This is a genomic window from Halomonas sp. TH-94, assembly GCF_057473365.1.
On sequence record NZ_JBYCKL010000010.1, the window covers coordinates 104,669 to 117,323 of the forward strand.

The 12,655-nt window shown below is 62.1% G+C and carries 15 protein-coding genes and 2 tRNA genes; 12 read left to right on the forward strand and 5 right to left on the reverse strand.

Annotated features, from left to right (window positions below):
* Positions 1–13: 13 nt before the first annotated feature.
* Positions 14–90, forward strand: a tRNA-Val gene (locus tag AC2VNO_RS01850).
* Positions 91–116: 26 nt separating this feature from the next.
* Positions 117–193, forward strand: a tRNA-Val gene (locus AC2VNO_RS01855).
* 57 nt (positions 194–250) lie between these two features.
* On the opposite strand, the gene AC2VNO_RS01860 is transcribed toward AC2VNO_RS01855, so the two are convergent.
* From AC2VNO_RS01860 to AC2VNO_RS01875, 4 genes are all read right to left on the reverse strand, one after another.
* Positions 251–730, reverse strand: coding sequence for a GAF domain-containing protein (locus AC2VNO_RS01860; protein ID WP_228579111.1), 480 nt, complete (start codon positions 728–730; stop codon positions 251–253).
* A 92-nt stretch (positions 731–822) separates the two neighbouring features.
* Positions 823–1,638, reverse strand: a complete 816-nt coding sequence (locus AC2VNO_RS01865; protein ID WP_228579112.1) for a MetQ/NlpA family ABC transporter substrate-binding protein — start codon at positions 1,636–1,638, stop codon at positions 823–825.
* A 26-nt stretch (positions 1,639–1,664) separates the two neighbouring features.
* Positions 1,665–2,318 (reverse strand): methionine ABC transporter permease, encoded by a 654-nt coding sequence (locus tag AC2VNO_RS01870; RefSeq protein WP_228579113.1) that lies wholly within the window; start codon positions 2,316–2,318, stop codon positions 1,665–1,667.
* The gene (locus AC2VNO_RS01875; protein ID WP_486932544.1) at positions 2,299–3,390 is read right to left on the reverse strand and encodes a methionine ABC transporter ATP-binding protein; all 1,092 of its coding nucleotides are present in this window, start codon (positions 3,388–3,390) and stop codon (positions 2,299–2,301) included. The genes AC2VNO_RS01870 and AC2VNO_RS01875 overlap by 20 nt, the downstream gene beginning before the upstream one ends.
* Positions 3,391–3,819: 429 nt before the next feature.
* On the opposite strand from AC2VNO_RS01875, the gene AC2VNO_RS01880 reads away from it, so the two are divergent.
* The 7 genes from AC2VNO_RS01880 to AC2VNO_RS01910 all read left to right on the forward strand — a co-directional run bounded on the left by AC2VNO_RS01880 (position 3,820) and on the right by AC2VNO_RS01910 (position 9,836).
* Positions 3,820–4,449: a riboflavin synthase subunit alpha gene (locus tag AC2VNO_RS01880; protein ID WP_228579115.1), complete on the forward strand. Its 630-nt coding sequence runs from the start codon at positions 3,820–3,822 to the stop codon at positions 4,447–4,449.
* Positions 4,450–4,650: 201 nt separating this feature from the next.
* The gene (locus AC2VNO_RS01885) at positions 4,651–5,952 is read left to right on the forward strand and encodes an NCS2 family permease (protein ID WP_486932545.1); all 1,302 of its coding nucleotides are present in this window, start codon (positions 4,651–4,653) and stop codon (positions 5,950–5,952) included.
* A 22-nt stretch (positions 5,953–5,974) separates the two neighbouring features.
* Positions 5,975–6,520, forward strand: a complete 546-nt coding sequence (locus AC2VNO_RS01890; RefSeq protein WP_228579117.1) for an adenine phosphoribosyltransferase — start codon at positions 5,975–5,977, stop codon at positions 6,518–6,520.
* Positions 6,521–6,527: 7 nt separating this feature from the next.
* Entirely contained in the window at positions 6,528–7,007 is a 480-nt protein-coding gene (gene gpt / locus AC2VNO_RS01895; RefSeq protein ID WP_228579118.1) for a xanthine phosphoribosyltransferase, read from the forward strand.
* Positions 7,008–7,029: 22 nt separating this feature from the next.
* A complete protein-coding gene (gene ung, locus AC2VNO_RS01900) occupies positions 7,030–7,713 on the forward strand; it encodes a uracil-DNA glycosylase (protein WP_486932546.1) in 684 nt (227 codons plus the stop codon).
* Between the two features lie 108 nt (positions 7,714–7,821).
* A complete protein-coding gene (gene upp / locus AC2VNO_RS01905; RefSeq protein WP_228579120.1) occupies positions 7,822–8,451 on the forward strand; it encodes a uracil phosphoribosyltransferase in 630 nt (209 codons plus the stop codon).
* A gap of 143 nt (positions 8,452–8,594) precedes the next feature.
* Complete coding sequence (locus tag AC2VNO_RS01910; protein ID WP_486932547.1) at positions 8,595–9,836, forward strand: uracil-xanthine permease family protein; 1,242 nt, start codon at positions 8,595–8,597, stop codon at positions 9,834–9,836.
* Positions 9,837–9,854: 18 nt separating this feature from the next.
* Here the strand turns inward: AC2VNO_RS01910 and AC2VNO_RS01915 are convergent, their stop codons facing one another.
* On the reverse strand, positions 9,855–10,436 hold the full coding sequence (locus AC2VNO_RS01915; RefSeq protein WP_486932548.1) for a cupin domain-containing protein: 582 nt from the start codon (positions 10,434–10,436) through the stop codon (positions 9,855–9,857).
* A gap of 141 nt (positions 10,437–10,577) precedes the next feature.
* Here AC2VNO_RS01915 and mobA point away from each other — a divergent pair, with 141 nt between their 5' ends.
* The 3 genes from mobA to moaC are packed head-to-tail and all read left to right on the forward strand — an operon-like array spanning position 10,578 to position 12,652.
* Complete coding sequence (mobA, locus tag AC2VNO_RS01920) at positions 10,578–11,207, forward strand: molybdenum cofactor guanylyltransferase MobA (RefSeq protein WP_486932549.1); 630 nt, start codon at positions 10,578–10,580, stop codon at positions 11,205–11,207.
* Positions 11,207–11,797, forward strand: a complete 591-nt coding sequence (mobB, locus tag AC2VNO_RS01925) for a molybdopterin-guanine dinucleotide biosynthesis protein B (protein ID WP_486932550.1) — start codon at positions 11,207–11,209, stop codon at positions 11,795–11,797. The genes mobA and mobB overlap by 1 nt, the downstream gene beginning before the upstream one ends.
* 45 nt (positions 11,798–11,842) lie before the next feature.
* On the forward strand, positions 11,843–12,652 hold the full coding sequence (moaC, locus tag AC2VNO_RS01930) for a cyclic pyranopterin monophosphate synthase MoaC (RefSeq protein WP_486932551.1): 810 nt from the start codon (positions 11,843–11,845) through the stop codon (positions 12,650–12,652).
* The last annotated feature ends 3 nt before the right edge of the window (positions 12,653–12,655 follow it).

A 12,655-nucleotide genomic window follows, 5' to 3' on the forward strand; every position in this document is an offset into this window, starting at 1 on the left:
TACGGCAAGCAGCAGGACCATAGCTCAGTTGGTTAGAGCGCCACGTTGACATCGTGGAGGTCGGCGGTTCAAATCCGCCTGGTCCTACCAGACTCTGCCGCCGTATGTCGCTTTACAGGACCATAGCTCAGTTGGTTAGAGCGCCACGTTGACATCGTGGAGGTCAGCGGTTCAAATCCGCTTGGTCCTACCAGATTGCAAAACGCCCCTTGGCTTGAATGCCAAGGGGCGTTTTCATTTCCGCTCGACCTCATTGCCCGAACGCAAAGCCAGACAGATCGCTTTTCATCACGAAGATCTCTACCAGCGCTTCGATGCCGGCCTGGTCGGCTGCCGTGAACCGGCCCACGAGCGGGCTATCCAGATCGAGCACTCCCCAAAGGGAACCCTCCACCAGCACCGGTATCACGAGTTCGGCGTTCGAGTCGGCATCGCAGGCGATATGATCGGCAATGGCATGCACGTCATCGATGCGCTGGCACTGCAGGCTCCTGGCAGCGGCTCCACAAACGCCTTTGTGGAAGGGTATCGGGTTGCAGGCGGGTTTGCCCTGAAAGGGGCCGAGGGTGAGTAGCTCGGGGTGGCGCTGCAGGTAGAACCCCACCCAGTTGAGATTGGGCACCTGCTGCATGATGAAGGCGCAGGTCTGGGCGCTGTTGACCAGCCAGTCGCGAGTATCGAGCAGGGCCTCGAGCTGGCGGGCAAGCAGGGGATAGTCGGGATGTGTCATGTCGTCTCCTGAAACGAGATTCAAGCGTGACAGAAACGCCAACGGGCCGACGCATGCGCCGGCCCGTCGTCGTCACGTCTCCCCTGGCCGCATTACTGCCAGCCGGGAACCGCGCCGCCGTCGAACAGCTCCAGTGCCTTGGCGGCGACTTCATCGCTTTGATAGGCCGAGACCAGTTGTTGGATCTCCTCGCGCTCCTCGTCGCCTGCACGCACGGCAATCAGGTTGACGTAAGGTGACTCGGCGCCTTCCTGAATCAGGGCCTCGTCCAGGCGCAGGCCAGCCGGCTGGGCGAAAGTGTTGTTGATGAAGGCGAGGTCGACGTCGGGCAGCACGCGCGGCAGCTGGGCAGCTTCGATTTCGCGGAAACGGAAGCCCTGTGGGTTCTCGATCACATTGATCGGGGTCGCCTCGAGGTTCTCGGGGTCGTCCAGCTCGATCAAGCCGGCGTTGTGCATCAGGATCATCGCACGGCCGCCATTGGTCGGGTCGTTGGGCAGGGCGATGATGGCGCGCTCGGGCAGCTCTTCGATGCTGTCGTGGCGGTCGGAGTAAGCGCCGATCGGATAGACGAAGGTGTACCCGGCGACGGCCAGGTCATAGCCGCGATCATCGATCATGCTGCGCAGGTACGGTTCATGCTGGAAGGCGTTCGCGTCCAGGCTGCCGTCGGCCAGAGCCGCGTTGGGGGATACATAGTCGGTGAACTCGATGATCTGGACTTCGAGATCGTAGCGCTCGCGGGCAATGGCGACTGCGACTTCCATCACTTCCGACTCGGGGCCGGACATGGTGCCCACCTTGATCGAGCGCGTTTCGGCGGCGCCGTCGTCGTTGCCGCAGCCGGCGATCAGGGTGGCGCCTGCCAGGGTGGCGGCGCCGAGCAGGCGGGTCAGGGTTGCTTGCATTTGGGTCGTTCTCCTTGGGTGTTACGTCACTTGCGATCCGATTTACGTACCAGGTGGTCCCCGAGGCTCTGGAAGCCCTGCACCATGACCACCAGGATGGCCACGGTGATCAGCATGACGGTGGGGTTGAAGCGGTTGTATCCGTAGCGGATGCCCAGGTCACCCAGGCCGCCGCCGCCCACGGCACCGGCCATGGCCGAGTAGCTCACCAGGGTCACGACGGTGATCGTCAGGCCCGTGATGATGCCGCCGCGGGCTTCCGGCAGCAGCACCTTGGTAATGACCTGATACGGGGTGGCGCCCATCGATTGAGCGGCTTCCACCAGGCCCGGCGGTATTTCGTTCAGCGCGCCTTCCACCAGGCGGGCGACGAAGGGAATGGCGGCGATGGTCAGCGGCACGATGGCGGCGTTGGTGCCGATCGAGGTGCCGACGATCATGCGCGTGAAGGGAATGATCGCCACCATCAGGATGATGAAAGGAATGGAGCGGCCGATATTGGTCGCCATGCCCAGGATCTTGTTGAGCAGCGGGCGTGCCAGTATCTGGCGCGGGCGGGTGACGTAGAGCATCACGCCCAGCGGTGCGCCGAGCAGGGCCGAAAGGGTGCCTGAAACCGCCACCATATAGAGGGTATCCAGAGTCGCCCTCAGGATCAGGTCAATCATCGCGCTGGACATGGCCGAGCACCTCCACGTGAAGATCATGGGCTTCGAGATAGTCGATGGCACGGCGAGTCTGCTCGGGGGAACCGAGCAGCTCGGCAATCATCAGTCCCAGGGTACGTTCCTGGATCGACTCCACCTTGGCCTGCAGGATGCTGACGTCGACTCCACACTCCCGTGCCAATCGCGAGATCAGCGGCGTCGACACCGCGTCGCCGGAGAAAGCCAGGCGTACCACCGGGTGGGTACGCTCGCCGGGCGCTTCTTCGAGCCGCTCGACCAGCGCCTTGGGGGGCTCCAGCTGCAGGAAGTCGTTGAGAAATTCCCGGCCGAGACGGGTGCGTGGTGCAGTGAAAAAATCGCCGACCTCGGCTTCCTCTACCAGTCTGCCGTCCGAGATCAGGCTGACGCGATGGCAAATCGTCTTCACCACTTCCATTTCGTGGGTGATCAGCAGAATGGTCAGCCCAAGCTTCTGGTTGATGTCGCGCAGCAGTGTCAGGATCGAGCCGGTGGTCTGTGGATCCAGTGCCGATGTCGCCTCGTCACACAGCAATACCCGCGGTTCGCTGGCCAGCGCTCGGGCTATCGCCACACGCTGCTTCTGGCCGCCTGAAAGCTGCGACGGGAACTGGCGGGCCTTGTCGGAGAGGCCGGTGAGTTCCAGCAGCGGCAGCACGCGCTCGCGTATGGCGCTGCGCTTCATGCCCATCAGTTCCAGGGGCAGGGCGACGTTGTCGAATACATTGCGCGATGTCAGCAGGTTGAAATGCTGAAAGATCATGCCGATGCGGTGGCGAGCTTGGTTGAGCTGGGTCGAGGAGAGGGCGGTCATCTCCTTGCCGTCGACGATGACGCTGCCGCTGGTGGGGCGTTCGAGCATGTTGACGCAGCGGATCAGGGTCGACTTGCCGGCACCCGACAGGCCGATGACACCATGAATGCTGCCTGCAGGAACGTGCAGGTCCACCTCGTTCAGCGCTTCGATCGTGCGCCCGGGGGCGGTATGTCGTTGCGAAACGAACGGCAGCCGGGCTCGGGGGCGATCGAGATGATAAATCTTGGAGACGTTACGTAGCGTGATCATCTGGCATCCTACGGCCGTTCCGGTGAGGCGCGTGCAGGCAGAGCCGAGACCAAAAAAAAGGCCACCCTGACGGGTGGCCATCAACGCTGGACACACCCTTTTAGCTGCACTTCACGATGAGAGCATCGAACCGACGGTTCTCTGTCCTCATCGTGGGCGCCCGCAAGCCGGGTACAAATCGGCGCCTGAAATGTGAGGCGGCATATTAGGGCCAAAGACGTAGGGTGTCAACGCGACTGGTGAAAGGTCGTCTTGTGCGCTTCGTTTAACAGAAGATATTGCTGTTAGAGGAAGAAATTCCATGGATATCTCTGGTCGATGGCGCTGAGGCGCGCTCGCTTATGATGGACGGCGCGCCAGCCAATTCTTACACTGCGTTCCACTCTTCCCAATGTCTTTCCCGCTTCAGGGAGCCGCGCAGGAGTCACTATGTTCACAGGCATCGTTCAGGGCACGGCCGAGATCGTCGCCATCGAAGAAGCCGAGGCCTTTCGCACTCATGTCGTGAGCCTGCCCGAGCATTTGCGCCAGGGGCTCGAGCTGGGTGCCTCGGTGGCACATAACGGCGTATGCCTCACCGTCACCGGCATCGACGGGGAGCGTGTCAGCTTCGACCTGATGCGTGAAACCTTGCGCGTGACCAATCTTGGTGCATTGCGCGAAGGAGATCGCGTCAATATCGAGCGCGCGGCCCGCTTCGGTGACGAGATAGGCGGTCATGCCATGTCCGGACATGTGATGGCCATGGCGGAACTGGTTGAGCTCGATCAGGCGCCCAACAACCGCCGCCTGTGGTTCGAGGTGCCTCACTCCCTGGGCCGATTTCTGTTCGACAAGGGCTATATCGGGGTCGATGGCATCAGCCTGACGATCGGGGCGACGAGACCCGCCACGGCCTCACGCGGCCCTCAGTTCTGCGTCGATCTCATTCCCGAAACCCTGGAACGTACTCTCCTGGTTGACCGTGTGCCCGGTGACCGGGTCAATATCGAAATCGATCCTCAAACCCAAGCCATCGTCGAGTCCGTAGAGCGCGTGCTGGCGGCTCGCGGTGTTTGAGAAACGGTTCATACAACCGTTTCGTCAAGTCTTCGTTGGTAGCTGCGCTGGCGTCTGGCGCAGAGTTTGCTTATACAGAGCGAACCGGCCGCACTGCGTATCCTTGCTGGGCCTCGCATCACCGCCAGCCTTTGGGTACCATGTGCGGCTTTTCTCGCCCCTGGCCGAACGCCAGCCCTTGTGCGCAGGAAGCAAATACAAATGAAGAACGTACTCGAAAAACGCTTCAAGCTGACAGAACACAACACCAGCGTGAAGACCGAGGTCATCGCCGGGATCACCACCTTCCTGACCATGGCCTACATCATTTTCGTCAACCCCAGCATTCTTTCCGAAGCCGGCATGGATTATGGCGCGGTATTCGTCGCCACTTGTCTGGCCGCGGCGGTCGGCTGTCTGGTCATGGGGCTGTGGGCCAACTATCCCATCGCACAGGCGCCCGGCATGGGGCTCAACGCCTTCTTCACCTACGGCGTCGTACTGGGCATGGGTTACACGTGGGAAGCGGCGCTGGGTGCCGTGTTCTTCTCCGGCTTCTGCTTCTTCCTGCTGAGCATATTCAAGGTGCGTGAGTGGATCATCAACTCGATTCCGCTCTCCCTGCGCCTTGGTATCGCCGCCGGTATCGGCTTGTTCCTGGCCATGATCGCACTCAAGAATGCCGGCATCGTAGTCTCCAATCCGGCCACCTATGTAGCCCTCGGCGATCTTTCTCAGCCAGCGGCAATCTATGCGCTGCTGGGCTTCTTCGTCATCACTGCCATGGCTTATCTGAAGATTACCGGGGCGGTGATGATCGGCATTCTCGGTGTGACCGTATTGGCCATGGTGCTGGGGCACAACGAGTATGGCGGCCTGATGTCGATGCCGCCTTCCATCGCGCCGACCTTCATGGCCATGGACCTGATGGGCGCTCTCGACGTGGCGATGCTGAGCGTCATCTTCGCCTTCCTGTTCGTCGACCTGTTCGATACCTCCGGCACCCTGGTTGGGGTTGCCCACAAGGGTGGCCTGCTCGACAAGGACGGCAAGCTGCCGCGGCTGAATCGCGCCATGATGGCCGACAGTGGCGCCTCCATGGCCGGCGCTGCACTGGGTACCTCGACCACTACCAGCTACATCGAGTCCACGGCGGGTATCGCAGCGGGCGGGCGCACCGGCTTGACCGCCGTGGTGGTGGCGGGGCTGTTCCTGATCAGCCTGTTCTTCGCTCCGCTGGCGGGTTCGATACCGGCCTACGCCACTGCCGGAGCGCTGCTCTATGTGGCGGTGCTGATGGCCGGCAGCCTGGCGCACGCCAATTGGGACGACCCCACCGACGCCGCGCCCGTACTGATCGCCGCGCTGGCCATGCCGCTGACCTTCTCGATCGTCGAAGGCATTGCGCTTGGCTTCATCAGCTACGCTGCTATCAAGACGCTTTCCGGCCGTTTCCGGGATCTCAACCCGGCCGTGGTGGTACTGGCGATCCTGTTCGTACTGAAATTCCTGTTCCTAGACTGACACTTCCTCACCGAGAGCTGCGATGAGCATTTACGGCGACTACATCAAGTCCGTCATCCGAACCGTCCCCGACTGGCCGCAGCAAGGGGTCAATTTTCGTGATATCACCCCGCTGCTGCAGAACAGTTCGGCCTTTCGCAAGCTGATCGACAGCTTCGTGCACCGCTACCAGGACATGGAGCTGGATGCTATCGCCGCCATCGATGCTCGTGGCTTCATCATCGGTGCGCCGGTCGCCTATGAGCTCGGTTGCAGCTTCGTGCCGGTACGCAAGAAGGGCAAGTTGCCGTTTCGCACCATCAGCGAGACCTACACGCTTGAGTACGGTCAGGCCGAGGTGGAGCTGCACTCCGATGCGTTCCGCCAGGGCGACAGGATACTCATCATGGACGACCTGATCGCCACCGGCGGCACCATGCTGGCCGCTGCCAAGCTCATCACCCGTTCGGGCGGGCAAGTGGTGGAAACCGCCACCATCATCGACCTGCCCGATATCGGCGGGTCGAGCAAGATTCGCGAGGCCGGCTTCAGTGTCTTTGCAGTCTGCTCCTTCAATGAGGACGAGTGACAACGCCATGAGTAACGCCCGCTACCACCAACACTTCACCGTTTCCTGGGATCAGCTTCACCGCGATGTGCGCGAGCTGTGCCACCGCCTGGTCGAGCGCGACTTCAAGGGCATCGTGGCCATCACCCGTGGCGGCCTGATTCCCGCGGCCCTGATTGCTCGCGAGCTCAACGTGCGGCTGATCGATACCGTCTGCATCAGCAGCTACGACCACATGGAACAGGGTGGCCTGCAAACGCTGAAGGGAGTGGAGCATGACGGTGACGGCTGGCTGCTGGTGGACGATCTGGTCGACACCGGCAAGACGGCGCGCAAGGTGCGTGAAATGATGCCCAAGGCGCACTTCGTCACCATCTACGCCAAGCCGGAAGGGCGCCCGCTGGTGGATCAGTATCTCACCGAGGTGGCTCAGGATTGCTGGATCCAGTTTCCGTGGGACATGGGTGTGGCTTACGTCGAGCCGCTGGTCGATCAGGTCAAGCGCTAGGCGTCCACCGGGGGAGCGAATCATGAGCTGTCCATTGCCCGCAAGCTGGGAGCGCTGGCTGGGGAACGAGTTCGATGCCCCCTACATGGAGGCGCTGCGTGATTTCCTGGCTGCCGAGAAGGCCGCCAGGAAGGTGATCTATCCGCACTCCTCGAACTGGTTTCGGGCCTTCGAGCTGACGCCGTTGGAGCAGGTCAAGGTCGTGGTGCTGGGTCAGGACCCTTACCATGGCCCCAACCAGGCCCATGGATTGAGCTTCTCGGTTCGCCCCGGGGTTCCGGTTCCGCCTTCGCTGGCCAACATCTACAAGGAACTGGCTGCCGACGTAGGCTGCCGGCCGGTGAGTCATGGCAATCTCGAGTCCTGGGCCCGGCAGGGCGTACTGTTGCTGAACACCTCACTGACGGTGGAGCAGGGCAATGCCGGCTCCCACCGTGGCAAGGGATGGGAGGTCTTCACCGACCGCGCCATCGAAGTCATCAATGCCCATGCCGAGCCGTGCGTGTTCCTGCTATGGGGTAGCCACGCACGACAAAAGAAGGCCTTGATCGATACGTCGCGCCACTTGGTGCTGGAGTCGCCGCACCCTTCGCCACTCTCGGCGCACCGTGGCTTTTTCGGCAATCATCAGTTTTCACGGGCCAATGCATTTCTCGAAGACAACGGGCGCGAAGCGATCGACTGGCAGCTGCCGGAAACGCCATGAATGCGTGGGTTTTGGCTGCCTTAACCTCGCACCTGGATAAGAGTAAAATGCCCGCGTCTCGTCATTGCGGTGAGAGCCGCCACTTTCCAACACGCCAAGGGGTCCGTCATGAGCGTCCATGCCATTCAACATCCGCTGGTCCAGCACAAGCTCGGCCTGATGCGCGAAGCCGGCATCAGCACCAAGAGCTTTCGTGAGCTGGCCGGGGAACTGGCCAAGCTGTTGACCTATGAGGCGACCCAGGACCTCGAGCTGCAGGAGCAGGAGATTGACGGCTGGAGCGGCAAGCCGATTCCAGTGAAGCTGCTCAAGGGCAAGAAGGTGACCATCGTGCCGATCCTGCGCGCCGGTCTTGGCATGCTCGATGGCGTCACCGACCTGATCCCCAGTGCCCGCATCAGCGTGGTGGGACTCTATCGCGATGAAGAGACCCTCGAGCCGGTACCCTATTTTGCCAAGTTCGCCGGTGAGCTCGACGAGCGTCTGGCCATCGTCATCGATCCCATGCTGGCGACCGGGGGCACCATGGTGGCCACGCTGGACATGCTGCGCGAGCGCGGCTGCCAGCAGATGAAAGTGATCGTCCTGGTAGCCGCCCCCGAGGGAATCAAGCGGGTGCAGGATGCCTACCCCGATATCGAGATCTACACTGCCGCCGTGGACGAACGCCTCGATGAGAACGGCTATATCGTGCCGGGCCTCGGAGATGCGGGAGACAAGATCTTCGGCACGAGATGATTTTTTGCCATCGACCTGCCTGTGCTCGGCGAGGGTCATTGGCAAAAAAGGCAAGATGCTGCCCCTGAGATTGCGATCCAGGGGCGTTTTTCTGGGCAGGATGCCTTCGAATCCACAAACGATACAAAAGAAGGAAACGACCCATGAACGAACACGTGGCGGCTGCGCAGACGCCTACCGAATCCTTGCCCAGGATCTTGCTGACCGGGGCGCAGATGCTCTTCGTCGCTTTCGGCGCGCTGGTACTGGTGCCGTTGTTGACCGGGCTCGACCCCAGCGTGGCGCTTTTCACCGCCGGTGTAGGCACCCTGATCTTTCACGGTGTGACCAAGGTGACGGTGCCGGTCTTTCTGGCCTCGTCGTTCGCCTTCATTGCTCCGATCCAGGGCTCGGTGGCCAGTTTCGGCGTATCGGCCACCATGGGTGGGCTGATGGCGGCGGGGCTGGTCTATGTGGCGATCTCTCAAGCAGTTCGCCTGAAGGGTACGGCCTGGCTGCATCGGCTGCTGCCGGCAGTGGTGGTAGGGCCGGTGATCATGGTGATCGGCCTGGCGCTCGCTCCGGTGGCGGTGAGCATGGCGACGGGTGAAACCAGCGCTAACATCGGCTACGGCCAGGCCATCGTGCTGTCGATGGTGAGTCTGGTGGTAACCTTGGTGCTGGCCGTTTTCGGCCGCGGCCTGCTGCGGCTGGTGCCGATCATGGGCGGTATCGTGACGGGCTATGTCCTGGCGCTGCTGATGGGCGTGGTCGACTTCACCCCAGTGCGGGAGGCTGCCTGGTTGGCAATCCCCAGCTTCACGGCACCGAGCTTTCACTGGGCGGCCATCCTGTTCATGATCCCCGTTGCCATTGCGCCTGCCGTCGAGCATATCGGCGACATGGTGGCCATCGGCTCGGTCACGCGCAAGAACTACCTGGAAAAGCCCGGACTGCAGCGCACGCTGCTGGGCGATGGCTTGGCCACGACTACCGCGGCGCTGTTCGGCGGGCCGCCCAATACCACTTACTCCGAAGTGACCGGGGCGGTGACGCTGACCCGAGCCTTCAATCCGAAGATCATGGTAGTAGCGGCCTGTATCGCCATCGCGCTGGCTTTCGTGGCCAAGCTCGGTGCGCTGCTGCAGACCATTCCCGGCCCGGTGATGGGCGGCATCATGACCCTGCTGTTCGGCTCCATTGCCGTGGTGGGCATGAATACTCTGGTGCGCGCCGGCCACTCACTGACCGCACCGCGCAATCTGGTGGTGGTATCGCTGATCCTGGTGTTCGGCATCGGCGGCATGCAGTTCGGCGGTGGCCAGTTCACTCTGCAGGGTGTGAGCCTGGCCGCCTTGGTTGGCATCGTGCTGAATTGGTTGCTGCCCAGGGCTGAAGAGGAGTGACGCCCTGAGCGATCGAGCCTAGGTGTGGTGCAGCTCCCTGCCGCCTTCCGAAAAGGTCGGCGGGGAGTTGGCGCTGACGATCGTGCACTCCTCGTCGCCCACGTTGCGGAAACGGTGGGGCAGGCGGGAGTCGAAGTAGTAGGCGTCGCCTGCGCGCAGCAGGCGAGCTTCTCCGGCCACGGTGAGCTCAATCTCGCCGGCCACCACCACGCCGCCTTCCTCGCCGTCGTGCTCGAGCATGTCGTCGCCGGTATCCGCCCCGGGGGGGTAGCGTTCATGGATGATCGACATGCTGCGATCCGGTCGGCGTGCCGCTACCAAGCGGAAGGAGAGATAGCCATCGCCGATCTCGGTGAGCTCTTCGGCAGGATAGAAAGCCCGTGGCGATGAGGGTTCGTCGCCGGCAAAGAAGGAGCTGATCGATACCGGCAGGGCGTCGAGAATCTTCTTCAGGGAGCTGACCGAAGGGCTTACGCTGTTCTGCTCGATCAGTGAAATGGTGCTGTTGGTGACACCGGCGCGCTTTGCCAGCTCACGCTGGGACAGTTTTCGCGTCTTGCGCAGCTCGCGCAGACGTGTCCCTACATCAAATCCATCCATATATCAGGCCCAGATTCGTTCGATTTGTTTGACACATGATACCCGCTAAGGGCGCCTTGGATAAGATGATCGCGATCATTGTGCGCCCAGGTTTGTTTCAGCGTCATGGTAGCGGCGTGCCGCCTGAGGCATCATGGGGGTATGTCCAATCGAACCGACAACGCCATGTTGACCCCACTCACCGATGTGACCGGCCTGATACTGGCGGGAGGCCAGGGGCGGCGTATGGGTGGTCGCGACAAGGGGCTCGAGCCGTTTCAGGGGGCCTCACTGGTCAGCCACGTGCAGTCCCGACTCGTCGGCCGAGTGGCCGAGGTGTTGATCAGCGCCAATCGCCACCTGGAAACCTATGGTGATCTGGCCGGTCGTGTCGTGACCGACCGGGAATCGGGGTACCAGGGGCCGCTGATGGGTATCGCCAGCGGTCTGGAAGCCGCTGCCACGCCTTGGGTTCTGGTCGTCCCTTGTGATACCCCATTTCTACCCGATGACCTGGTGGAACGTATGGCGGCGGGCGTCGGCAGCCACAGAATTGCCATGGCTCACGATGGCGAACGCCTGCACCCCGTCGTTTTGCTGCTGGAGCGCTCCCTGCTAGGTGACCTGCGAGACGCGCTGGCGTCCGGGGAGCGTAAGGTTCGTCACTGGGTCGAACGTCATGCCTGGACCCGCGTGGATTTCAGCGATTGCCCAGAAGCGTTCATCAACCTGAACAGTGAAGATGACAAGCGGCGCCTGGAGATGCGCCCGAACGAGGAGAGCCGAGCCTGATGTCGACCTCGAAGCACGCCGCGCTTGGCTTCGACGATGCACTGCCGCTGCTGGGGATCGCTGCCTGGAGCGGCACCGGCAAGACCACGCTGTTGGAAAGTCTGTTGCCGAGACTTGCCGCACGGGGGCTGCGTACGGCCGTGATCAAACATGCCCACCACGAGTTCGATGTCGATCAGCCTGGCAAGGACAGCCATCGTCTGCGTCAGGCGGGTGCAACCCCGATGCTGGTTGCGTCGAGGGCCAGGTGGGCCATGATGATGGAAACTCCTGAACGCCAGGAAGACGACCTGGCCCAGTTGATCGAGGTGGTGCGCAGCCAGCGGCCCGATCTGATTCTGGTAGAGGGATTCAAGGCTTGGCCCTTGCCCAAGCTGGAGCTCTACCGTGAGGCCCTCGGCAAGACGCTGCGCGTGGCCGAGGACCCCTGGGTCAAGGCGGTGGCGAGCCAGCCCCGTGTGGACGTGCCGCACGGTGTCGATTGGCTCGACCTGGGCGACCTGGATGCCATCGCTGCCTGGGTGGCCGCCTGGCCGGCCCGTTGGCCCGCCGAACGGATGCCTCGTGATGCGCGCCATCCTACGACCTGACGCTTTGAACAGACAACTGCCCAACCGATTCCGAGGCTGTCTTACATGAGTCTGACCCATCTCAATCAGCGCGGCGAGGCCCATATGGTCGATGTCGCCGACAAACCGGAAAGCCGCCGCGAAGCTACCGCTTCGGGATACATACTGATGAAGCCCGAGACCCTGGCGCTGCTAAGCGAGGGCGGGCTGCCCAAGGGAGACGTATTGGCCACGGCCCGTATTGCCGGCATCCAGGCCGCCAAGCGTACCCATGAGCTGATTCCACTTTGCCATGCATTGCTCCTCTCCAAGGTCACCGTCGACTTCCATCTGGATAAAGAGAACTCGTGTGTCGACGTCGTCGCCACGTGCCGCCTCAATGGCCGCACCGGCGTGGAAATGGAGGCGCTCACCGCGGTCTCGGTGGCCTGCCTGACGCTCTACGACATGTGCAAGGCGGTCGACAAGGACATGGAGATCGGCGCCATCCATCTGGATGCCAAGCGTGGTGGAAAGTCGGGTGACTACCAGCGTCAGGGAGCCCCGACAGCGGCGCCTATCGTGACCGGCGAGGGAGCTAACGGGCAGGTTTCGGTAGGCAGCCGTTGCGGTATCGACTCGCATTGCGTACGGGTGAAATTTCTTGCCGAACTGCGCGAGCAATTGGGTGTGGCCGATCTCACTCTGCCGCTGGACAGCTTGCCGAGTACCGATGTCGGCGGTTTGAAGAGTGCGCTGGTAAAGCGCGACCCTCGCTTTGCTCGGCTCACCGAAGGGCGGGTGCTGTGTGCCGTCAATCAGGTCATGGCGCTGGATCCGACGCCAATCACCAATGACGATGAGGTGGCCTTTTTCCCGCCGGTGACGGGAGGCTGAGCG